The following is a 23,018-nucleotide window of genomic DNA, read 5'->3' as shown; positions in this document are numbered from 1 at the left end:
ACTCGATGATCAGCACTACCGTACGCCGCGCCGCTGCAGCCGCTGCGACCACTGCCCTCGCAGGGCTCCTCATGACCGGCTGCGGTAGCGCGAAGAGCGGCGGGGCGGCCCTCCCGGAGGGATGGCAGACACTGGACGCACAGCAGGTCAGCGTCGCCTACCCGAAGGGGTTCAAGGAACTGGCCAAGGACAGGTTGCCCAAGTCGGCCACGGCGGAGGCGGACCTGGTGGAAGGCGGGAAGACCGTCGTCCGTATCATCGCGCAGGTCGAGTTCATGAAGACCAGTGACCTGGACCTGGCGGTGGCGGGCGCGGACGCCCAGTACACATTCGGTGGCGCTGCCAAGGGCAAGGAGGACATCAAGGTCTCCGGGACGAGCCGGGCCACGCGGATCGACCACGAGTTCGAGTCCAGTGGTGCCGGCGGGTCCCCTCCTCGGGGCACCGGCATGACCGCCGTCGACATCGTCGGCATGGACAAGAACGACAAGCCCTGGGTCGTACGGATCACCGCGCCGAAGGGGAAGCTCTCCCAGGCCGACCTGGACGAGATCCTGAAGTCCATCAAGGTGACCGGCTGACATCCCTGTCCGCTAGTGCTTGAGCCACTCCTCCGTCACGTATATCCAGAGAACCACCAGGCTGACCAGAAAGAAGGAACCGCTCACCAATATCCCGAAAAGGCCCCCGAGCAATGGGGAAATGGTGCGCAGTCCCATGACGGTTGCCGTCCGCTCCGGGTCCTTGGCCCGGTAGCGGACGGTGACCTTTTTGCCTTCTCTCATGAGCATGGTGGGCTCCTCGAACTCCACCGCCCGGCCGTCGGCCGTGGTGAAGCCGTAGACGTGGTGCATGCGCGTGAAGCCGTCGGACCCCTCCGTCCCGTAGCTGCGCACGCAGCGGCCTTCCGCCCGCTGTCCGAAGAAGACGGACCTCAGCGCCGTGAGGAATTCACGCACGCACTTGTAGAGGACCCACGCGGTTCCCGCCACGAAGAGCAGAAGGACAATCAGGGTTGTCATGTCCTCAGCCTAGTAATGGCTGCCGGGACTCTTGACACGGCAAATGGTCTGGACCAGCTTGTACGCCACGGCGGCCGCCGTCCCCCACACCACCCGGATCTGTTCTCCCACTCCCCACCGGAGGCACCAGTGGAGCACTCACGCCTGCCCCGCCACAGACGCCGCACAGCCCGCCTCTGCACCCTCCTGGCCGCGGGCCTCGCACTCGCCGGCCTCCCCGCCCTCGGCGCGGGGCCCGCGCGGGCCGCGGGTGACGGCAACCTCACCAAGAACCCCGGCTTCGAGTCCGGCCTGGACGGCTGGACGTGTTCCGGCGGCAGCGGTGCCGTCGTCGGCTCGCCCGCGCACACCGGGAGCGGCGCGCTCAAGGCCGTTCCGGCCGGGGCGGACAAGGCTCGGTGCGCGCAGACCGTCGCGGTGCAGCCCAACGCTTCGTACACATTGAGCGCATGGGTTCAGGGCTCCTACGTGTACCTCGGCGCGAGCGGGACCGGGACCACCGACGTTTCGACGTGGACGCCGTCCGCCGGTTCCTGGCAGCAGCTCTCCACCTCCTTCACCACGGGCCCCGGCACCACCTCCGTCACCGTCTACACCCATGGGTGGTACGGACAGGCCGCCTATTTCGCCGACGACATCACCCTCACGGGGCCCGGCGGCGAGCCCGGCGAGCCGGTGCCGGGTGCTCCGGGCGGGCTCAAGGCCGGGGCCGTGACGGCCTCCTCCGTGTCCTTGTCCTGGGACGCGGTCGCCGGGGCCACGGGCTACAACGTCTACCGTGACGGCGCCAAGGTCGCTTCGACCGAGGGGACTTCGGCATCGGTCGGCGGGCTCGCGGCCTCCACCTCGTACCGGTTCCAGGTCACCGCCACCAACGCGGCGGGCGAGTCGCCGAAGTCGGGCGAGGTGACGGCCACGACGAGCCCGGGCGGCGGCGATCCGGGGCCCGGACCCGGGCCCTCCCTGCCCAAGCACGCCGTCACCGGCTACTGGCAGAACTTCAGCAACGGCGCCACCGTCCAGAAGATCAGCGACGTGCAGAGCCAGTACGACATCATCGCCGTCGCCTTCGCCGACGCGACCGCGACGCCGGGCGCGGTCGACTTCCGGCTCGATCCCGCGCTGAACTACTCCGAGGCGCAGTTCAAGGCCGACATCGCCGCCAAGCAGGCGGCCGGCAAGAGCGTCGTCATCTCCATCGGCGGCGAGCGCGGCACGGTCACCGTCAACGACGCGTCCTCCGCCGCCCGTTTCGCGGACAGCGTCTTCGCCCTGATGCAGAAGTACGGGTTCGACGGCGTCGACATCGACCTCGAGAACGGCCTCAACCCGACTTACATGACCCAGGCGTTGCGCGCGCTCTCGGCGAAGGCGGGCAGCAAGCTCGTCATCACCATGGCGCCGCAGACGATCGACATGCAGTCGACGTCGGCGGGCTACTTCCGCACGGCCCTCAACATCAAGGACATCCTGACGGTCGTCAACATGCAGTACTACAACAGCGGTTCCATGAACGGCTGCGACGGGAAGGTCTACGCGCAGGGGTCCGTCGACTTCCTCACCGCGCTCGCCTGCATCCAGCTCGAAGGCGGCCTCGACCCCTCGCAGGTCGGCCTGGGCCTGCCGGCCTCTCCGCGCGCGGCGGGCGGCGGGTACGTGTCGCCGTCCGTCGTCAACAACGCCCTGGACTGCCTGGCGAAGGGAACGGGCTGCGGTGCGTTCAAGCCGTCGAGGACGTATCCCGGGATCCGCGGGGCGATGACGTGGTCGACGAACTGGGACGCCGCGGCCGGCAACGCCTGGTCCGGTGCGGTCGGGCCGCACGTCCACGGGCTGCCGTAGGCCCTCCCGGCGCCCTGCCCCGCGCGTCCCCTGTTGCCGGACGGGCCCGCAGGCCCGTCCGGCAACAGGGAGGGGGGTGCGAAGGACGGTCAGGGCTTCGGCAGCGCGCAGCCCGGCAGGCTCAGGTCCACCTTGTTCCCGGCCTTGACGCACTTGGCGATGCCGTACGTCTCCTGGGCGTAGTTGATGCCCTTCCGCACGGTGACCTGGCCGTTCTCGTCGACCTCGCACGGGTTGTTCATCGTGCAGCGCTCGCCGCTCTCGTTGCCCGTGTTGTTGATGGCGACGACCTTCCCGGTGTTCGCGTCGATCACCGGCGAGCCGGACGTGCCGCCTATCGTGTTGCACGACGGGGTGTAGCGGAGCGAGTCCTTCCAGGTCCAGTCGGCCTCGCGCAGGCGGTAGACGAAGCCGTCGGCGTTGCAGCTGTAGATCCGCTTCCAGAAGCCGGAGACGACCTTGATCGGCGTACCGCTCACCGGGTGGTCCGCCGACAGGCTGAGCGCGTTGATCCCGTAGCGCTGCTTGATCTGGGCATATGTTGTGTTCAGCTCGTACAGCGTGACGTCCGTGTCGGTCATCGTCGCGTACGAGATCTTGGTCGCGCGCAGCGTGGCGACCTTGTTCGCGCTGGAGTCGAGCAGGCTGAACGTGCGGGTGGACGGCTTGTCGGTGAAGACGACACCCGGGCCCGGCATGCCGGTCTCCAGGCAGTGTCCGTTGGTCATGACGAGGCCGGGGTCGTTGTCGGACGAGCTCGGCAGGCGGATCAGGGAGCCGGAGCAGTTGCTGAGCGCCACGGTGCCGGCGAAGTCGACCGCCTTGGGCGTGCCCTTGGCGTTCGCGCTCGCGTACGTGTTCGCGTACGCGTTCGCGGACACATACGCGCCGGCGTCCGTACTCGCGCTCACGCTCGCGCTCGTGGCCGCGGCTGCGGCTGCGGCTGCGGCCGCGCCCCCGTCCGGGGAAACGGCGGTGGCGGTTCCGGTGCCGGCCACGGTGGCCCCGGCGAGGAGGAGGGTGGTGGTGAGCGCGCCGACGAGAGGTCTTCTCATGGGGGGTGGTTCCTCTCTGAGACGGATCCGGGCCGCCCGGGCCGGATCCGGGCCGAAGTTCCGTTCGGTTTTGACGTGTGCATTGTTGGTGCCCCTGAGGGCGCGCGCAATCAACCGGTCGCAAGTGAAAGGGAAGTTGGCCTGAATCTCCCGTTCGGACGCGTTGACCAGTTCATGACATCCTCCGACACTGACCACGCGCCCCCGGGCACTACCCGCACCCTACGCACACCCCGCAGAACCCGCACGCCATGCACCACCCGCGGGCCACGCACCACACGCATGCCCTGCACGACCTGCTCCACCCGCGCACACCCCCCACCCGTCGCACTACCGGAACCCCCCAGGAGACCGCATGCGACCCCGCTCGCACGGCAGATGGGCCACCGCCCTCGCCGCCGTGCTCACCCTGGCCCTGGCCGTCCCCGCCGCCTCGCGGGACACGGAGGAGAAGACCACCGAGGGAAGGTCCCAGGCGTACGAGGTCACCGGCCCTCGTACCGCCGCCCAGCGCACCGCCGTGGCCGCGACCGGCGCCGCCATCGACGCCGTGCGCCACGGCTCCGTCGTGATCACCGCGGACGCCGCCCAGGCCGAGCGCATCCGCCGTATGGGCTACAAGGTCAGCCGTCTGCCCGGGCCGCCGGACCGCACGGAGGGCCGCTCCCCCGAGCCGTACGACTTCCCGCCCGCCGACGCCGGATTCCACAACTACCGGGAGGCGATGGCGGAGATCGACGCCGGCGTCGCCAAGTACCCGGCGGTCATGAGCAAGAAAGTCATCGGCAAGTCGCACGAGGGCCGCGAGATCGTCGCCGTCAAGATCAGCGACAACGTGGCCGCCGACGAGGACGAACCCGAGGTTCTCTTCACCGCGCACCAGCACGCGCGCGAGCACCTCACCGTCGAGATGGCCCTCTACCTGCTCAAGGAGTTCGGCTCCAAGTACGGCAGCGACCCGCGGATCACCAAGATGGTCGACAGCCGCGAGATCTGGGTCGTGCCCGACGTCAACCCCGACGGCGGCGAATACGACATCGCCACCGGCTCGTACCGCAGCTGGCGCAAGAACCGCCAGCCCAACGCCGGATCCGGCAGCACCGGCACCGACCTCAACCGCAACTGGAACTTCAAGTGGGGCTGCTGCAACGGCTCCTCCGGCAGCACCGGCTCCGAGACCTACCGCGGCTCGGCCCCCGAGTCCGCGCCCGAGGTGAAGGTCGTCGCCGACTTCGCGCGCAGCCGGATCGTCGGCGGCAAGCAGCAGATCAAGGCCGGGATCGACTTCCACACGTACAGCGAGCTGGTGCTGTGGCCGTTCGGCTACACGTACAGCGACACCGGCCCCGGCATGACCCAGGACGAGCACGACGTCTACGCGACGCTCGGCAAGTCCATGGCCGCCAGCAACGGCTACACGCCCGAGCAGTCCAGCGACCTCTACGTCACCGACGGGACGATCGACGACTGGCTCTGGGGCGACCAGCGGATCTTCTCGTACACCTTCGAGATGTATCCGAACGAGAGCGGGGCGGGCGGCGGCTTCTACCCGCCCGACGAGGTCATCGGCCGCGAGACCGCACGCAACCGCGACGCGGTGCTGAAGCTGCTGGAGGCGTCGGACTGCATGTACCGGGTCATCGGCAAGGAGGCGCAGTACTGCAAGCAGTAGCCCGCGGTACGGGCGGCCCCGCCGGGCCGGAAGAGGCCCGCGGGGCCGCGTCACGGGATCGTCGGATCACGGAACCACCGGGGGGGCACGGAACCACGGAGGTCACGGGATCACGGAGGTCACGGGATCACGAGGGTCACGGGGTTACGAGGGTCACTGGATCACGAGGGTCACGGGATCACGATGCTCAGTGCCCCCGCCACCGCGAAGCCCGCCACCGACAGCACCGACTCCAGCACCGTCCACGACTTCAGCGTCTCCCGCTCCGGTATGCCGAAGTACTTGGCCACCATCCAGAAGCCGCCGTCGTTGACGTGCGAGGCGAAGATCGAGCCCGCCGAGACCGCCACGATGACCAGCGCCAGGTGGGCCTGGGAGGAGTCGCTGCCGGAGAGCATCGGGGCGACGATGCCCGCCGTCGTCACGATCGCGACCGTCGCCGAGCCCTGTGCCACCCGCAGTACGACCGCGAGCAGCCAGGCCAGGACGATGACCGGCAGCCCCGCGCCGTCGAACGTGCCGGCCAGGGCCCGGGCCACCCCGCTGCCCTTGAGGACCGCGCCGAAGATCCCGCCCGCGCCGACGACGAGCAGGATGTTCCCCACCGGCTTCAGCGACGCCGTCGAGACGGCCTCCAGCGACGCGCGGGACCAGCCGCGCCGCAGGCCCAGCAGCCAGTACGCCAGGAGCAGCGCGATGGTCAGCGCCACGAAGGGGTGGCCGAAGAACTCCACCACCGAGCGGCCCGTGCTCGGTGCGAACGCCACGGAGGAGAACGTCGCGAGGAGGATGAGGAGGAGGGGCGTACCGATGACGGCGAGCAGGGTGCCGAGCGCAACCGGCTTCTCGGGCGCGGCCGGGTTCTCGGACCCGGCCCGCCCCTCGGGCGCATCCCGTCCTCCGGGCGCGGCCCGTTCCCCGAGCGCGGCCCGTCCTTCCGGCCCGGCCCGTTCCCCGGATTCCCCGGATTCCCCGGATTCCCTGGGCGCATGGCCCTGCGCGGCCACCGCCCGCTTCGCCTCCTCCGCCGCCTCGGCCATGTCGGCCGGTACGGGGACGAAGACGCGGCGGCCGATCCACGCCGCGTACCCCCATGCCGCCAGGACCGCCGGCACGCCCGCCGCGGCGCCCATGAGGATCACCCAGCCGAGGTCCACGTGCAGCAGTCCGGCCGCGGCCACCGGGCCCGGGTGGGGCGGCAGGAAGGCATGGGTCATGGAGAGCCCGGCCAGCAGCGGCAGCGCGTACAGCAGAATCGATTTCCCGCTGCGCCTCGCGGCCGCGTACACGATCGGCGCGAGGACGAAGATGCCCACGTCGAAGAAGACCGGGATGCCGAAGAGCACCCCGGTCACCCCCATCGCGAGGGGCGCGCGCCGCTCGCCGAAAAGGGCGAGCAGCCGCGCGGAGAGGGCCTCCGCGCCGCCGGAGACCTCCAGGACCGAGCCGAGCATCGTGCCGAGCCCGATGATGACGGCGATGTGACCGAGGGTGCCGCCCATGCCCGCCTCGACGAGCGGGACGGCGCCGGACTTCTGGACCGTGCCGAAGAGTTCCGTCACGGACAGCCCGGCGCCGAGGCCGACGGCGACCGAGACGGCCAGCAGGGCCACGAACGGCTGCAGCCTGACCTTGATGATCAGGAGCAGGAGCAGGGCGATGCCGAGGGCGGCGACGGTCAGCAGACCGGCGGTGCCGGGCACGAGGGCCAGGAGCCCTCCGGTGCGGCCCTCGGCCGCGTACGTGACGGGCATGACCGATGCAGCGGGCGTAACGGCTATGGCGGACGTGACGGACACGACGAGCACCCCCCGGCCCCGGTACGGCCGTCAGCCGAGGACGGCGAGCGCGTCGATCTCGATGAGCAGGCCGGCGGGGAGGCCGACGTAGACGGTCGTACGGGCCGCGGGGACCGACTTCAGGTCGGCGAAGTACTCGTTGTAGATCGCGTTCATCTCCGCGAAGTGGGCGGTGTCCGTGAGGTAGATCCGCATCATGATCACGTCCTCCCAGGTCGCGCCGCCCTCCTCCAGGACCGCCTTGACGTTGGCGAGGGTCTGCAGCGTCTGCTCGCGCAGGGTGTCCCCGGCGGGCGTCGGCGGCTGCCCTTCCACCGCCGGCAGGAAGCCCACCTGCCCGGCGACCTGCAGGATGTTGCCCTTCTTCACACCATGCGAGAACTTCGCGGGCGGGGTGGTGTGGGTGGCCGGCGTGATGGCGATCTTCCCGGTGTTCCCGGTGTTCCCGGCGTTCTCGGTGTTCTCGGTCATGGCGTGACTACTTCCTGATAGGCGGCGGTGTGGTGCCGGAGTACTCCGCACTGATGGCTTCCGCGGTGCGGCGCAGCAGCGGGAGGAGTTCGAGGAGCTCGCCCGTGCCCACGACGACGTTGGGCGCGGAGATCGAGCAGGCGGCGACGACGCGCCCGTCGGTGCCGCGGACCGGTGCGCCGACGCAGTTGATGGACTCCTCGTGGCCGCCGAAGTCGGTGGCCCAGCCCTGCTCGCGCACGGTCGCGAGCTCCTTGAGGAAGGCGGCGGCGTCCGGCGTCGAACGGGCCGTGTAGGCGGGGTAGTCGAGGCGCTCGGCGACGGCGCGGCGCTCGGGCTCGGGCAGGTCGGCGAGGAGCAGCTTGGCGACGGCGGCGACGGTGATCGCGACGGGCTTGCCGATGCGCGAGTACATCCGTACGGGGTAGCGGCTCTCGACCTTGTCGATGTAGAGGACCTCGCCGTCCTCGTACACGGCGAGGTGCACGGTGTGCCCGCACCGCTCGTTGAGCGCGACGAGGTGCGGGTGGGCGATCTCGCGGACGTCGAGGTTCTCGGCGGCCTGCTGGGCGAGGGCGAACAGGCGGGTGCCGAGGCGGTAGCGCTGGTCCTGCTGCCGGTAGACCATGCCGTGCTCGTGGAGGGTGCGCAGCAGGCGCAGCGCGGTCGACTTGTGGACGTCGAGACGGGCCGCCACCTGCTCCAGGTTGGCCGGCCCCTCGGCGAGCAGCGGCAGGATCCGCAGGGCGCGGTCGACGGTCTGGCTCATGTGCGTTCCTTCGCGGGGGCGGGCCCGGGGCCGGGTCCGGTGGCCCCGGTGGACTCGGCGGACTCGGTGGGGTCAGTGGGGTCAGTGGGCTCGGGGAGTGCAGTTGCCTGGGCTTGACCCGCTGCCTGGCCTGCCGCCTGACCTGCCTCCCGGCCCACCGCCGGGTCCGCGGTCACGGTCGTGGCCGTGGCCGTGGCCGCGGTCACGGCCACGGTCGAATCCGCAGCCGCCGTCTCCGTCCAGCCCGGGCCGAGACGCAGCCTCCCCCACTCCTCGGCGCCGAGGGCCGCGAGCCGGTCGGCGAGGTCGCGCCGGGGCGGGGCGGCGAGGTCGCCGGGGGAGGTGAGCGCGGCGGCGGCCATGAGATGGCCGTGGCGCAACCGCTGCTCGACGGTCAGCCCGCGCAGCGTGCCGGAGAGGAAACCGGCGGCGAACGCGTCCCCGGCGCCGACGGGCGCGACGACGTCGACGGAGAGGGCGGGGACGAAGACGGCTGCGTCGGCGTGGGGAGCGCCGGCGGCGGCGCCGCGTACGTACGCCGTCGCCCCCGCGGCCCCGTGTTTGACGACGAGGACCCGCGGCTCGGGCAGCGCGGCCCGTATCGCCGCGGCGCCGCGGACGCCCCAGGCCGCCTCCGCCTCGTCCTCGCCGACGAAGACGAGGTCGCACCGGCGGGCGAGTGCGGCCAGGACGGCGGGTCCGTGGGAGGCGCCGGACCCGGCGGAGGCCTCGGACCCGGCGGGGGCATCGGGCCCATCGGGGGCATCCCGCCACAACGCCAGGCGGTAGTTGACGTCGAAGGAGACGAGGGGGCGGCCGGGGCGGTGCTCGGTGAGGTCGCGCACCAGGGCGAGGCAGCCGGCGGAGAGCGCGGCGGTGATGCCGGTGAGGTGCAGGATGCGGCCGGACCACGCGGTCGAGCGGCGGACGAGGGCCGGCGACATGGCGGAGGCGGCGGACCCGGCGCGGTAGTAGAGGACTTCGGAGAGGGGGGCGGAGGAGGCGGGTCCGGGACTCCCGGGAAGCCCCACGCCCCGCTCCCCCGCCGTGCGGAAGTACACGCCCGTGGGCCGCCCGGCATCCCGCTGGACCGCCGATACGTCCACGCCGTACGCGGCGACCGCCGCCACCAGGTGGTCACCGAAGGCGTCCGTGCCGACCCGGCTCACCCACTTCGCCCGGTGCCCGGCGGCGGCCAGTGCGCAGGCAACGTTGGACTCCGCTCCCCCGATGCCCCGGTCGAAGGACGCGACACCGGCGAGGGGGCCCGGCTCCGGCCGCGCGGGACGGAACGCGACCATCGACTCGCCGAGGCACACGACGTCGGCTGCGGTCACGGTCGGCCTCGCTCCCCGGTCCGGTTGTGTACGCGCATTGTGTACGCGTCCTGTGCACGCCTCTTGTGTACGCGTCCTGTCACGGTCGCTCTCAGGACGCGAGATGACCGTTGACCCCGTACTTGGCGGGATGTTAGACAGCAGCCAGCGCTCTACGCAATGGGCGTTGCACAGTGCGCAACAACCCGACACGCGATGTACGTACACACCACTCCCCGGGAGGCTCCATGGCCGCCACCACCGACGCCGTCGCCCGCCTCGCGGACACCCGCGTCGACCACCGCTTCAAGGGCCTGCCCCCGGACGCCGAGGGCCTGACCGTCGGTGCGCTGGCCGCTGAGCGCCGCTCGCTGTTCACGGGCGGCTTCACCACGCCCGTGCTCGCCCTCTCGGCGGAGGCGCTCGACCACAACCTCGCCCTCATGGAGCGCTGGTCCACCGGCCACGGCCTGGCCTTCGCCCCGCACGGCAAGACCACCATGGCCCCGCAGCTGCTGGAGCGTCAGATCGCGCACGGCGCCTGGGGGATCACCGCCGCGACGGTCTCCCAGGTCCGTGTCTACCGCGCCTTCGGCATACGCCGCGTCTTCCTCGCCAACGAGGTCGTGGACGCCGCCGCCCTGCGCTGGCTGGCCGCCGAGCTGGACGCCGACCCGGAGTTCCGCCTCTTCACCTACGTCGACTCCGTGCGCGGCGTCGAGCTGATGGACGCCGCGCTCCGCGAGGCCGGGGCCTCCCGCCCGCTCGACGTCGTCGTCGAGCTGGGTGCCGCGGGTGGCCGCACGGGCGCCCGCACCGAGGCCGAGTGCACGGCCGTGGCCGATGCCGTGGCCTCCGTGGGCACCCTGCGGCTGGCCGGGGTCGGCGGGTACGAGGCGGAGATCCCGGGCGCCGACGGCGAACTCGTCCGCGCGTGGCTGCGCCGGCTGACCGCGCTGGCCGTCGAGTTCGACAAGGCGGGCCGGTTCGCCGGTGTGGAGCAGGTGGTCGTCAGCGCGGGCGGCAGCGCGTGGTTCGACGCGGTCGCCGAGGTCTTCGCGGAGTTGCCGGAGCTGTCGGCGCCGGTGCTGAAGCTGCTGCGGTCGGGTGCGTACATCACCCACGACGACGTCGCGTACCGGAAGAAGACGCCCTTCAACCGGCACCCGGAGGAAGGCGAGCTCCGCCCCGCCTTCCGCCTCTGGGCCCAGGTCGTCTCCCGCCCGGAACCGGGCCGCGCCTACCTCAACGCGGGCAAGCGCGACGTCCCCTACGACCTGGACCTGCCGGTGGTACGGGCGGTGCGCTCGGCACGGGACGGCTCGGTGCGGGGCGGTGAGGGCATGACCGTGATCGGGCTGGCCGACCAGCACGCGTTCATGGAACTGGCGGAGGGCGTGGAGCTGGAGGTCGGGGACTGGGTGGGGCTGGGGCTGTCGCACCCGTGCACGGTGTTCGACAAGTGGCAGCTGATTCCGCTCGCCACGGAGGACGGCACGGTCACGGACTACGTCCGTACGTTCTTCTAGGCCCCGCCCGGGCTTCCAGGCTCCGCCCGGGTTTCCAGGCTCCGCCCGGGCCCCGGTGTCCGCCGCGCGCCGGCCACCGCGTGTGCCCGTCGGTGCCGGGCCGATCCGCACGAGGCCCGTCCCGGCACCGCCGGACGGCACCCCCGGACGGCACCCCCGGACGGCACCGTCGTGGCTGATCACCGCCGCGGCGGCAGGGAGAGGCCCAGCCCCTCGCCTCTCCCTGCCGCCAGGCAAAGCTCCCGCCGCCGCGGCGGCGACCGGCCACGACGGCGTATCCCGGCGGTGCCGAACCGACCGTCGCGACAGCCGCCCCCTACCGACTGTCACCGAGCCCCCAACCCACTGCCGAAGGGACCCGCTCATGGACACCGTCTTCCGCAACGTGCGCGTCATCGACGGGTCCGGCGGGCCCTCCTACCGGGCCGACGTCGGTCTGGCCGGGGGCCGGGTCGCCGAGATCCGGCGCCCGGGCGAGGGCCCCCGCCCCACCGCCCCCCGCGTCGTCGACGCGACGGGCCTCGCCCTCTCCCCCGGTTTCATCGACATGCACGCCCACAGCGACCTGGCCCTCCTCCGCGACCCCGCGCACGAGGCGAAGGCCGCGCAGGGGGTGACCTTGGAGGTCATCGGCCAGGACGGGCTGTCGTACGCGCCCGTCGACGACCGCACGCTCGCCGGGGTCCGCGCCCAGATCACCGGCTGGAACGGCGACGGTTCGGACGTCGACTTCTCCTGGCGCACCGTCGGCGAGTACCTGGACCGCCTCGACCACGGCTTCGCCGGCGACGGCCTGGGCGAGGGCATCGCCGTCAACGCCGCCTACCTCGTCCCCCAGGGGACCGTCCGCGCGCTCGCCGTCGGCTGGGAGGACCGGCCCGCCACGGCCGCCGAGCTCGGCCGCATGAAGCGGCTCGTCGCCGAGGGGCTGGAGCAGGGCGCGGTCGGGCTGTCGTCCGGGCTGACGTACACGCCCGGCATGTACGCCGATGACGCCGAGCTGACGGAGCTCTGCCGCGTCGTCGCCTCGTACGGCGGCTACTACTGCCCGCACCACCGCTCGTACGGCGCGGGCGCCCTCGCCGCGTACGAGGAGATGATCGCCCTCGGCAGGGCCGCCGGCTGCGCCCTGCACCTGGCCCACGCCACCATGAACTTCGGGGTGAACGAGGGCCGCGCCCCCGAGCTGCTGGCCCTGCTCGACTCCGCGCTCGCCGCGGGCGCGGACATCTCGCTCGACACCTACCCCTACACCCCCGGCTGCACCACGCTCGTCGCGATGCTGCCGAGCTGGGCGGGCGAGGGCGGCCCGGAGGCGGTGCTGGCGCGTCTTCGCGACGACGCGACGGCCGGGCGCATCCGGTACGCGATGGAGGTGGAGGGCGCGGACGGCTGCCACGGGGTGCCCATCGACTGGGACGCCATCGAGATCTCGGGCGCATCCGACCCTGCCCTGGCCGCGGCGCACGTCGGAAGGACGGTGGCGGAGGCCGCCCGCGAGCGCGGCGAGGAGCCGTGGGCGACCGCGCGCCGGCTGCTGATCGCGGACCGGCTGGGGCCGACGATCCTGCAGCACGTGGGCCACGAGGAGAACGTCCGCACGATCATGCGGCACCGCGTGCACACGGGCGGAAGCGACGGCATCCTGCACGGCGCCAAGCCGCATCCGCGCGCGTACGGCACGTTTCCGCACTACCTGGGCCGGTACGCGCGGGAGCTCGGCGTGCTCTCCCTGGAGGAGTGCGTGGCGCATCTCACGTCGCGCCCCGCGGCGCGTCTGAGGCTGCCCGACCGGGGTCTCGTGCGCGTCGGGCACCGCGCCGACCTCGTGCTCTTCGATCCGGAGACGGTGGCCGCCGGTGCCACTTTCGAAGCCCCCCGGACCCTTCCGACCGGCATTCCTTATGTCCTGATTGCGGGACGCTTTGTGATGGAAGACGGGCGGCGGACGGACGTCCTGGCCGGCCGGGCCGTCCGGCGCACCGCGGCGGCGTGATCGGCCGCTTCGCGGCGGCACCGGCGGACCGGGAAACGGCGCGCACGCCGTCCGGAGCCCCCGTATGGTGGCCGTCATGCAGGTGATCCAGTCAACGAAGCTCGCCAACGTCTGCTACGAAATCCGTGGCCCGGTGCTCGAGGAGGCCATGCGGCTGGAGGCGGCAGGTCACCGCATCCTCAAGCTCAACACCGGCAACCCCGCGATCTTCGGGTTCGAGTGCCCGCCGGAGATCCTCGAGGACATGCTGCGCAACGTGGGCGACGCCCACGGCTACGGCGACGCGAAGGGCCTGCTCTCGGCCCGCCGCGCGGTGGTGCAGCACTACGAGACCAAGGGCATCGAGCTGTCCGTCGAGGACGTCTACCTCGGCAACGGCGTCTCGGAGCTGATCCAGATGTCGATGCAGGCCCTGCTCGACGACGGCGACGAGGTCCTCGTGCCGGCCCCGGACTACCCGCTGTGGACGGCCTCGGTCTCCCTGGCCGGCGGCACCGCCGTGCACTACCGCTGCGACGAGCAGTCGGACTGGATGCCGGACCTCGCGGACATCGAGCGCAAGATCACCGACCGCACCAAGGCCCTCGTCATCATCAACCCGAACAACCCCACGGGTGCGGTCTACGACGACGAGATGCTGCGCGGCCTCACCGAGATCGCCCGCCGCCACAACCTGATCGTCTGCTCGGACGAGATCTACGACAAGATCCTCTACGACGGCGTCACCCACACCCCCACCGCGGCCATCGCCCCGGACCTGCTGACGCTCACCTTCAACGGCCTGTCCAAGGCCTACCGGGTGGCCGGCTACCGCAGCGGCTGGCTGGCGGTCTGCGGCCCCAAGGCCCACGCCGAGAGCTACATCGAGGGTCTGACGATCCTGGCGAACATGCGCCTGTGCGCCAACATGCCCGCCCAGTACGCGGTGGCCACGGCCCTCGGCGGCCGGCAGACGATCAACGACCTGGTGCTGCCGGGCGGCCGGCTGCTGGAGCAGCGCGACGTCGCTCACGAGCTGCTGACGCAGATCCCGGGCGTGACGTGCGTGAAGCCGAAGGGCGCGCTGTACGCCTTCCCGCGGCTGGACCCCAAGGTCTACAAGATCAAGGACGACCGGCAGATGGTGCTGGACCTGCTCCGCGCCGAGAAGATCATGGTCGTGCACGGCACGGGCTTCAACTGGCCGGAGCCGGACCACTTCCGCCTGGTCACGCTGCCGAGCACCAAGGACCTGGCGGACGCGGTGACGCGGATCGGGAACTTCCTCGACGGTTACGGGCAGCCGTAGCAGCCGTAGCCGGTCGGCGGACCGGTTCTCTATAGAGAAGACAACTTTAGACGCCGTCTAAGTTAGGATGGCCTTCTGAGGCATTCCAGGAGGCCATCCATGTACGAGCCGATCCGGACGCAATCGGTCCACACCATGGCCGCACAGAACTGCAGCATGCGCGGCCTGCACCGCTCCCGCGAGGAGGAGCTGGACATTCGTCTGGCGGGGCATCTCACCGCGCTGCTGACCGTGACCGACGAGCTGCGCGCCCTCGCGCCCTCCGGCGCACTGGACGAGGCCGCGGACCGGCTCGCCGACCGCATCACGCGCATGCGCGGCCACGACCCGCTCCGCGCGGCCCCCTCCACGGGCGAGGCCTCCCCCGCCCGCATCACCGCCCTGCACCAGCGCGCCCACACGCTCGCCGGGCAGGCCCTGGTCGTCGCGACGACCGCGGGCGACGACCGCGGCGAGGCCCTCGCGGCGGAGCGCCTCCGCGCTCACGCGGCGGCGCTCGGCATCCCCGACGAGGAGTAGTCGCGGGAGGGCGCCGGGCCCGGCGGGTACCGGGCCCGGAGGACGCCCCGCGCGCCGGGGCGGCGGAGCGTCAGACCAGTCAGGGCATCAGGCCGTCAGGGCATCAGCCCAGGCGCCGGACCAGCGCCCGGTACTCGTCCCACAGCTCCTTCGGGGTGTGGTCGCCGAAGGTGTTCAGGTGCTCGGGGATCAGTGCGGCCTCCTCGCGCCAGACCTCCTCGTCCACCGTCAGCAGCAGGTCGAGGTCCTCGTCGGAGATCCGCAGGCCCTCGGTGTCGAGCGCCTCGCGGGTCGGCAGGACGCCGATGGGGGTCTCGACGCCCTCGGCGCGGCCGTCGAGCCGGTCGACGATCCACTTCAGGACGCGGCTGTTGTCACCGAAGCCGGGCCACACGAACCGGCCGTCCGCGTCCTTGCGGAACCAGTTGACGTAGTAGATCTTCGGAAGCTTGGACTGGTCCCCCTTGGAGATTGCAGCCTTGCCCACCTTGACCCAGTGGCCCATGTAGTCGCCCATGTTGTAGCCGCAGAAGGGCAGCATGGCGAAGGGGTCGCGGCGCAGCTCGCCGACCTTGCCCTCGGCGGCCGCGGTCTTCTCGGAGGCGACGTTGGCGCCGAGGAAGACGCCGTGCTGCCAGTCGAAGGACTCGGTCACCAGCGGGACGGCGGAGGCGCGGCGGCCGCCGAAGAGGATCGCGGAGATCGGCACGCCCTTGGGGTCCTCCCACTCGGGCGCGATGATCGGGCACTGCGAGGCGGGGACGGTGAAGCGGGCGTTGGGGTGGGCGGCCGGGGTGCCCGAGGCCGGGGTCCAGTCGTTGCCCTTCCAGTCCGTCAGGTGGGCGGGCTGCTCCTCGGTCATGCCCTCCCACCACACGTCGCCGTCGTCGGTGAGGGCGACGTTGGTGAAGACGGAGTTGCCCCAGAGGGTCTTCATGGCGTTGGCGTTGGTGTGCTCGCCGGTGCCGGGGGCGACGCCGAAGAAGCCGGCCTCGGGGTTGATGGCGTAGAGGCGGCCGTCCTCGCCGAAGCGCATCCAGGCGATGTCGTCGCCGATGGTCTCGACGGTCCAGCCGGAGACCGTGGGCTCCAGCATGGCGAGGTTGGTCTTGCCGCAGGCGGACGGGAAGGCCGCGGCGACGTACTTGGACTCGCCCTGGGGCGGGGTGAGCTTGAGGATGAGCATGTGCTCGGCGAGCCAGCCCTCGTCGCGCGCCATGACGGACGCGATGCGCAGGGCGTAGCACTTCTTGCCCAGCAGGGCGTTGCCGCCGTAGCCGGAGCCGTAGGACCAGATCTCGCGGTCCTCGGGGAAGTGCGAGATGTACTTGGTGGTGTTGCACGGCCACGGGACGTCGGCCTCGCCCTCGGCGAGCGGTGCGCCGAGGGTGTGGACGGCCTTGACGAAGAAGCCGTCGGTGCCGAGCTCGTCGAGGACGGCCTGGCCCATCCGGGTCATCGTGCGCATGGAGACGGCGACGTAGGCCGAGTCGGTGATCTCGACGCCGATCGCGGACAGCGGGGAGCCGACGGGGCCCATGCAGAAGGGCACGACGTACATCGTGCGGCCGCGCATGGAGCCGCGGAAGATGCCGCCCTGGTCGTCCTTGCCCCGGAAGATCTCCCGCATCTCGGCGGGGGCCTTCCAGTGGTTGGTCGGGCCGGCGTCCTCCTCCTTCTCGGAGCAGATGAACGTGCGGTCCTCGACGCGTGCCACGTCACTGGGGTCGGAGGCGGCGTAGTACGAGTTGGGGCGCTTGACCGGGTCGAGCTTCCTGAAGGTGCCCTTGCGGACGAGCTCCTCGCTCAGGCGCTCGTACTCCGCCTCGGAACCGTCGCACCAGACCACGCGGTCCGGCTGGGTGAGGGCGGCGATCTCGTCGACCCAGGAGATCAGCTCCTGGTGCTGGGTGGGGGTGGTGGGAGCCGCATCACTGCGCGCCACGATCGCTCCGTCCCGCCGGAATCCACACTGGCCGGCGTAGATGTTGAGGGTTGACGGACTCGCCCGTTTCGCCCGCGAAGTCCGCTTCTTGGATGGATGCCCCTTGGGGGCTGCGACCCAGATGCTTCGTGACTGCTCATCCGGTGCCGCCCGCACTCATTTGATCATCCGACTCCGCCGACATTCTGTCCAGGGGGCGCCCCCGTGACCATCGCCACGCGATACTGATCCGTAACTTACGGTGGCGTAGGTAGCATGTCGGCCATGACTCCCGCGCCCGACGCAGCGCCTTCCGCGCTCCCCGCGCCCGCCGGCGCCGCGGCCGCAGCAGCCCTCCCCGCCGGGGCCGCACCCTCCGCCGCCACCCTGCCCGCCGACCCGCCGGTCCCCGTGAAGCCACGCCTGCGCGGCTGGCTGCACGCAGGGATGTTCCCCGCCGTGCTGATCGCCGGCGTCTTCCTGACCGCCCTCGCCGACAGCACGCGCGGCCGGATCGCCTGCGCCGTCTACGTCCTGACCGCGGGGTCGCTGTTCGGCATCAGCGCCCTCTACCACCGGGGCGACTGGAGCCCGCGCGCCAACGCCGTCCTGCGCCGCCTCGACCACGCGAACATTTTTCTGATCATCGCCGGCACGTACACCCCGCTGACGATGCTGCTGATCCCCGGCGGCCGCGGACAAGTGCTGCTGTGGGCCGTCTGGGCGGCCGCCGCGGCGGGCATAGCCTTCCGCGTCTTCTGGGTCGGCGCCCCGCGCTGGCTCTACACCCCCTGCTACATCGCCATGGGCTGGGCCGCGGTCTTCTTCCTCCCGGACTTCCTGCGCAAGGGCGGCATCGCCGTCCTCGTCCTGGTGGTCGTCGGCGGGCTGCTCTACAGCGCCGGTGGCGTGATCTACGGGATCAAGCGGCCGAATCCCTCGCCGCGCTGGTTCGGCTTCCACGAGGTCTTCCACTTGCTCACGCTGGCGGCGTTCATCGTGCACTACGTCGGCATCTCCCTGGTGGCCTACACCCACGCCTGAGCCTGCCACCCCCTCCCCGCCTTCACAGGACGGCCGCGACCGCAGAGGTCGCGGCCGTTTTTTCATGCCCGGACCCCTTCGCCTGACCCCCTCCCCCGATTGACAGTGTCAATCTTTTGAGAGTTACTGTCATTTGACTTCAACTCTCTTTCGGAGGTGTGCCCATGAGCACCCGTCCCGACCCGCGCCGGTGGTGGGCCCTCGGCGCCCTCGTCGCCTGCATGCTCGTCCTCGGCTTCGACGGCACGATCCTGAACGTGGCCCTGCCGGAGATGGCGGCCCAGCTGGGCGCCGACAGCGCCGAACAGACCTGGATCGCCGACTCCTACCTGGTCGTCTTCGCCGCCCTGATGCTCCCCGCGGGCCTGCTCGGCGACCGCTTCGGGCGCCGCCGGATGCTCCTGGCCGGCCTTGGGATCTTCCTCGCCGGATCGCTCTTCGGCGCGTTCGTCACCAGCCCCGGGCTCGTCGTCGCCGCCCGCGTCGTCCTGGGCGCGGGCGGGGCGCTGATCATGCCGCTCGCCCTGTCCGTGCTGCCGTCGCTCTTCCCCGCCGAGGAGCGCTCCCGGGCGCTCGGCGCCGTCTCGTCCGCCTCCGCGCTGGGCCTGCCGCTCGGCCCGATCGTCGGCGGCTGGCTGCTGGACCACTTCTGGTGGGGGTCGGTCTTCCTCGTCAACGTCCCGCTCGTGGCCCTCGGCATCGCCGCCTGCCTCTTCCTGCTCCCCGAGACCAGGGATCCCGCGTCCCCGAAGGTGGACCTCCGGTCCACCGCCCTGACCGTCACCGGCCTGGCCGCCCTCGTCACCGGCGTCAACGAGGGCCCGGCGCGCGGCTGGTCCTCGCCCCTCGTGCTCGGCGCGCTCGCCGCGGCCGTCCTCCTGCTCACCGCCCTGGTGCTGCGCGAGCGCCGCTCGGCCCGGCCCGTGCTGGACGTGACCCTGCTGCGCAACCGGGCGTTCCGCTGGAACACCCTGGCCGCGGCCCTGGTGACCTTCGCCCTCACCGGCCTGCTGTTCGTCGTCCCCCAGCACCTGCAGACCGTCCAGGGCGAGGACGCCTTCGGCACCGGGCTGCGGATGCTGCCGATGATGGGCGGCCTGCTGGTGGCCTCGCGCGCCGCCGGGCCCCTCGCCAAGCGCTTCGGCTCCCGCGTCGTCATCCCCGGCGCCCTGCTCGTGCTCGCCGCCGCCGCGCTGACCGGCAGCCGTACGGAGGTCGGCGACGGCTACGGCTTCACCGCCCTGTGGCTGACGCTCGCCGGCTTCGGGTTCGGCTTCGGGATCCTCCCGGCCATGGACGGCGCGCTCGGCGCCCTGCCCCGGGACCGGGCGGGCAGCGGCTCCGGACTGCTGATGACGCTGCGTCAGGTCGCGGGGGCCGTCGGCGTCGCGGTGCTCGGCAGCCTCATCGCCGGCTCGTTCGCCGACCGCCTCGACACCGGTGGCCTGCCCCCCGCCGCGGCGAGCGCCGCGGGCGACTCCGTGGTGGCCGCGCACCAGGTGGCCGCGCGGCTCGGGGACGCGGCACTCGCCCGGTCCGCGGACGCCGCCTTCGTCCACGGCATGGACCTCGCCCTGCTGGCCTGCGGCATCGCGGCCATCGCCGCCGCGGCCCTCACCGCCGCCTTCCTGCCCGGCAGGCCGGCCGGGGCGGCCGGGGCGGCGCGGCCCGCGGAGGCCCGGGAAGTGGTTCCGCGGAAGGCCGATGCCTGAGAATGCAGGCATGGCCTCCGCAGAAACACCTTCCGTCGCACAGGCCGGGCCCCGGCTCGGTCTGCGCGAGCGGAAGAAGATCCAGACCCGTCAGGCGATCCGCCGCGCCGCCTACCGGCTCTTCGAGCAGCAGGGCTACGACGCGACGCCGGTCGACCGGATCGCGGAAGCCGCCGACGTCTCCCCCAGCACCGTCTTCCGGTACTTCCCCACCAAGGAGGACATCGTCCTCACGGACGAGTACGACCCGGTGCTGGAGGCCGCCATCCGGGCCCGCCCGGCGGAGGAGACCCCGGTCGAGGCCATCCGGCAGGGCGTCGTCGACTCGATGCAGCACATCATCGACCACGACCTGAGCGAGCTCCGCCAGCGCACCCGGCTCATGCGCGAGGTGCCCGCCCTGCGCGCCCGGGCCGCCGAGGGCATGACGGAGTCGGCGCACATGCTCTGCACCGTCCTGGCCGAGCGCACCGGGCGCCCGGCCGACGACATCGAGCTGCGCATCGTCGTCAGCGCGGTCTTCGCCGCGATGAACGAGGCCCTCATGTGCTGGGTCGAGCAGGGCCAGACGGACGACCTCATCGCGCTCATCGGCCGGGCGCTGGACGTCCTGGCGCGCGGTCTGACGCTCTGACGCCCACCGGCCGGCGCGGCGCCGGCCGATGTCCGGCGCCGCGCGATGTCCCGGCGCCGCAAGTGTCACGTCAGCCGGTGTCCCGGCCACAGGTGTCACGTCACCCGGTATCCCGGCCACAGGTGTCCCTGCCACAGGTGTCGCGTTAGCCGGTGTCACGTCAGCCGGTGCCCGCCTGCCCGGCCGGGCTCAGCGCAGGCTCTCCGCCAGCGCCTCCGGATCCGTCGTCGGCGCGTCACAGGTGAACCCGCGGCACACGTACGCCACCGCACGCCCGTCGGCCAGCGGCCGGTGCGCGAGCAGCGGCACCTCGACCGCGGCCGGCTCGGACGCCGGCGGGGGCCCGCCCACCGCGACGGCCAGGCCGGGGGCCGTGGCCAGCAGGGCGGTGCGGTGCAGCGCCGCGGTGGCCGGGTCGTCGGGCAGGCCCACGACGGCGACCTCGCGGGGCCCGTCGAGCAGGGCCTCGGCCACCGCCAGGCCCCAGCTGATGAAGCGCGGCGCCCGCGGGCCCAGCGCCCGGACGACGCCGAGCGCCCGCTCGGCCGCCTCGCGGTGGGTGGTGCTGCCGGTGTACGCGGCGTAGGTCAGCAGCGCTCCGCAGGCGGCGGTCCAGCCGGAGGGGGTGGCGTTGTCCATCGGGTCCTGCGGGCGGCGGATGAGCGCCTCGGCGTCGTCGGCGGTGTCGAAGAGCGTGCCGTCCGCGCCGGTGAAGCGGGTGAGGACCGTGTCCAGGAGCAGGCCCGCGAAGTCCACCCAGACGCCCTCGCCGGTGACGGCGCTCAGCGCGAGGAAGCCCTCGGCGACGTCGCCGTAGTCCTCCAGGACGCCCGCGTGGGCGCCGGCCGTGCCGTCCAGGGAGGTGCGGAAGAGCCGGGCGTGCCAGTCCATGTGCGTACGGACCAGCAGGTCGGCGGCGTCGGTGGCGGCCTGGACGAGGTCCGGCCGGTCGAAGTAGGCGCCCGTCTCCGCCAGCGCGGCGATGGCGAGCCCGTTCCAGGCGGCCACGACCTTGTCGTCGCGGCCCGGCCGCGGCCGCTGCTCGCGCGCCGCGAGGAGCCTGCGGCGCACGGAGTCCAGCTTGCCCGCGTCCAGGAGCTGCTCGGAGTCGGGCAGCTGGAGGACGGAGGCGCCCTCCTCGAAGGTGCCCTCCTCGGTGACGCCGAAGTGCGCCGCCGCGAGCAGCGCGTCCTCCTCGCCGAGCACGTCGCGCAGCTGCTGCGGCGTCCACACGTAGTAGGCGCCCTCGGCGTGCCGCCCGGTGCCGTCGTCGCTGTCCGCGTCCAGGGCCGAGGCGAAGCCGCCCTGGTCGGTGCACATCTCGCGGACCAGGAAGTCGGCGGTCTCCAGGGCGACGCGGCGGGCCAGCTCCGAGCCGGTTGCCCGCCACAGGTGCGCGTAGACGCGGCAGAGCAGGGCGTTGTCGTAGAGCATCTTCTCGAAGTGCGGGACCACCCATTCCGCGTCGACGGAGTAGCGGGCGAAACCGCCGCCCAGCTGGTCGTAGATGCCGCCCCGGGCCATCGCCTCGCAGGTGGCCTGCACCATCTCCAGGGCGCCCTCGGAGCCCGTACGGGCGTGGTGGCGCAGCAGGAACTCCAGCGTCATGGACGGCGGGAACTTCGGCGCCCCGCCGAACCCGCCGCGGACCGCATCGAAGTCACGGGTGAGCGCCAGCAGCGCGGCGTGCGCGTCCTCGGCGGACGGCGGCTGCGGCGGGGCGCCCTTCTCCCCGGCGACGCCCAGGGCGAGCGTGCGCTCGGACAGCTCCCGCACGATGCGGCCGGCGACCTGGCCGACCTCCTCGCGGCGGTCGCGCCACGCCGCCCGCACGCCCTCCAGGACCTGCTGGAAGCCCGGCATGCCGTGCCGGGGGGCGGGCGGGAAGTAGGTACCGAAGTAGAACGGCTCGGCCTCGGGCGTGAGGAAGACCGTCATCGGCCAGCCGCCCTGGCCCGTGGCGGCCTGGACGGCCTCCATGTACACCGCGTCGATGTCCGGCCGCTCCTCGCGGTCGACCTTGACGGAGACGAAGTGCTCGTTGAGGAGGGCCGCGGTGGCGTCGTCCTCGAAGGACTCGTGCGCCATCACGTGACACCAGTGGCAGCTCGAATAGCCGACGCTCAGCAGCACCGGCACATTCCGGCGCCGGGCCTCGGCGAAGGCCTCGGCCGACCACGGCCACCAGTCGACCGGGTTGTCGGCGTGCTGGAGGAGATAGGGGGACGTCTCGTGCGCCAGTCGATTCGGCATACGCCCATCCTTGCGCACGGGCTTCCCTGCCGGGCGGCGGCGGCCCCGTGTCCGCCACCGGTCCCGGAGCAGCACAACTCCGGCGAAGCCGGCCCGGCACCGCCGGAACGCATCGGCGTGGCCGATCACCGCCACAACGGCGAGACGCCCGACCACGGCCACTGGCCGCGCCG

General features: G+C 72.2%; 17 protein-coding genes and 1 pseudogene. 10 read left to right on the top strand and 8 right to left on the bottom strand.

The window, feature by feature from the left end:
- Positions 1-5 precede the first annotated feature (5 nt).
- On the top strand, positions 6-581 hold the full coding sequence (locus tag AS857_RS28185; RefSeq protein WP_063804376.1) for a hypothetical protein: 576 nt from the start codon (positions 6-8) through the stop codon (positions 579-581).
- 12 nt (positions 582-593) lie between these two features.
- On the opposite strand, the gene AS857_RS28180 is transcribed toward AS857_RS28185, so the two are convergent.
- Complete coding sequence (locus tag AS857_RS28180) at positions 594-1,022, bottom strand: DUF3592 domain-containing protein (protein WP_058046000.1); 429 nt, start codon at positions 1,020-1,022, stop codon at positions 594-596.
- Between the two features lie 129 nt (positions 1,023-1,151).
- Between AS857_RS28180 and AS857_RS28175 the strand changes: the two genes are divergently transcribed.
- Positions 1,152-2,864 (top strand): chitinase, encoded by a 1,713-nt coding sequence (locus AS857_RS28175; protein ID WP_420823973.1) that lies wholly within the window; start codon positions 1,152-1,154, stop codon positions 2,862-2,864.
- An 89-nt stretch (positions 2,865-2,953) separates the two neighbouring features.
- Here AS857_RS28175 and AS857_RS28170 read toward each other — a convergent pair whose 3' ends face one another.
- Entirely contained in the window at positions 2,954-3,919 is a 966-nt protein-coding gene (locus AS857_RS28170) for a trypsin-like serine peptidase (RefSeq protein ID WP_079110686.1), read from the bottom strand.
- A 355-nt stretch (positions 3,920-4,274) separates the two neighbouring features.
- Here AS857_RS28170 and AS857_RS28165 point away from each other — a divergent pair, with 355 nt between their 5' ends.
- The gene (locus tag AS857_RS28165) at positions 4,275-5,591 is read left to right on the top strand and encodes a M14 family metallopeptidase (RefSeq protein ID WP_058045999.1); all 1,317 of its coding nucleotides are present in this window, start codon (positions 4,275-4,277) and stop codon (positions 5,589-5,591) included.
- A 170-nt stretch (positions 5,592-5,761) separates the two neighbouring features.
- Here the strand turns inward: AS857_RS28165 and AS857_RS28160 are convergent, their stop codons facing one another.
- From AS857_RS28160 to AS857_RS28145, 4 genes and pseudogenes are all read right to left on the bottom strand, one after another.
- Entirely contained in the window at positions 5,762-7,345 is a 1,584-nt protein-coding gene (locus tag AS857_RS28160; protein WP_058045998.1) for a GntP family permease, read from the bottom strand.
- Positions 7,346-7,420: 75 nt separating this feature from the next.
- The gene (locus AS857_RS28155) at positions 7,421-7,861 is read right to left on the bottom strand and encodes a RidA family protein (RefSeq protein WP_058045997.1); all 441 of its coding nucleotides are present in this window, start codon (positions 7,859-7,861) and stop codon (positions 7,421-7,423) included.
- 7 nt (positions 7,862-7,868) lie between these two features.
- A complete protein-coding gene (locus AS857_RS28150) occupies positions 7,869-8,630 on the bottom strand; it encodes an IclR family transcriptional regulator (protein WP_058045996.1) in 762 nt (253 codons plus the stop codon).
- A 218-nt stretch (positions 8,631-8,848) separates the two neighbouring features.
- A pseudogene (locus AS857_RS28145) lies at positions 8,849-9,967 on the bottom strand (sugar kinase); the annotation flags it as partial.
- A 227-nt stretch (positions 9,968-10,194) separates the two neighbouring features.
- Between AS857_RS28145 and AS857_RS28140 the strand changes: the two are divergent.
- From AS857_RS28140 to AS857_RS28125, 4 genes are all read left to right on the top strand, one after another.
- The gene (locus AS857_RS28140; RefSeq protein WP_058045995.1) at positions 10,195-11,475 is read left to right on the top strand and encodes an amino acid deaminase; all 1,281 of its coding nucleotides are present in this window, start codon (positions 10,195-10,197) and stop codon (positions 11,473-11,475) included.
- Positions 11,476-11,839: 364 nt separating this feature from the next.
- Complete coding sequence (locus AS857_RS28135) at positions 11,840-13,471, top strand: N-acyl-D-amino-acid deacylase family protein (protein WP_058045994.1); 1,632 nt, start codon at positions 11,840-11,842, stop codon at positions 13,469-13,471.
- A 76-nt stretch (positions 13,472-13,547) separates the two neighbouring features.
- Positions 13,548-14,759 (top strand): pyridoxal phosphate-dependent aminotransferase, encoded by a 1,212-nt coding sequence (locus AS857_RS28130; protein WP_058047119.1) that lies wholly within the window; start codon positions 13,548-13,550, stop codon positions 14,757-14,759.
- A 99-nt stretch (positions 14,760-14,858) separates the two neighbouring features.
- The gene (locus tag AS857_RS28125) at positions 14,859-15,278 is read left to right on the top strand and encodes an SCO4983 family protein (protein ID WP_058045993.1); all 420 of its coding nucleotides are present in this window, start codon (positions 14,859-14,861) and stop codon (positions 15,276-15,278) included.
- 103 nt (positions 15,279-15,381) lie between these two features.
- Here AS857_RS28125 and AS857_RS28120 read toward each other — a convergent pair whose 3' ends face one another.
- Positions 15,382-17,223 carry a phosphoenolpyruvate carboxykinase (GTP) gene (locus AS857_RS28120; RefSeq protein WP_058045992.1) on the bottom strand — a complete coding sequence of 614 codons (1,842 nt, stop codon included), beginning with the start codon at positions 17,221-17,223 and terminating at the stop codon, positions 15,382-15,384.
- A 264-nt stretch (positions 17,224-17,487) separates the two neighbouring features.
- On the opposite strand from AS857_RS28120, the gene trhA reads away from it, so the two are divergent.
- The 3 genes from trhA to AS857_RS28105 all read left to right on the top strand — a co-directional run bounded on the left by trhA (position 17,488) and on the right by AS857_RS28105 (position 20,592).
- The gene (trhA, locus tag AS857_RS28115; protein WP_079110854.1) at positions 17,488-18,246 is read left to right on the top strand and encodes a PAQR family membrane homeostasis protein TrhA; all 759 of its coding nucleotides are present in this window, start codon (positions 17,488-17,490) and stop codon (positions 18,244-18,246) included.
- A 164-nt stretch (positions 18,247-18,410) separates the two neighbouring features.
- Positions 18,411-19,958: an MFS transporter gene (locus AS857_RS28110; RefSeq protein WP_058045991.1), complete on the top strand. Its 1,548-nt coding sequence runs from the start codon at positions 18,411-18,413 to the stop codon at positions 19,956-19,958.
- Positions 19,959-19,968: 10 nt separating this feature from the next.
- Positions 19,969-20,592 carry a TetR/AcrR family transcriptional regulator gene (locus AS857_RS28105; RefSeq protein ID WP_058045990.1) on the top strand — a complete coding sequence of 208 codons (624 nt, stop codon included), beginning with the start codon at positions 19,969-19,971 and terminating at the stop codon, positions 20,590-20,592.
- A gap of 189 nt (positions 20,593-20,781) precedes the next feature.
- Here the strand turns inward: AS857_RS28105 and AS857_RS28100 are convergent, their stop codons facing one another.
- A complete protein-coding gene (locus AS857_RS28100) occupies positions 20,782-22,845 on the bottom strand; it encodes a thioredoxin domain-containing protein (protein WP_058045989.1) in 2,064 nt (687 codons plus the stop codon).
- Between the last annotated feature and the right edge of the window lie 173 nt (positions 22,846-23,018).

The sequence above is a fragment of the Streptomyces roseifaciens genome (assembly GCF_001445655.1).
Taxonomy (GTDB): Bacteria; Actinomycetota; Actinomycetes; order Streptomycetales; family Streptomycetaceae; genus Streptomyces; species Streptomyces aureoversilis.
This window is presented reverse-complemented; position numbering and strand designations above follow the sequence as displayed.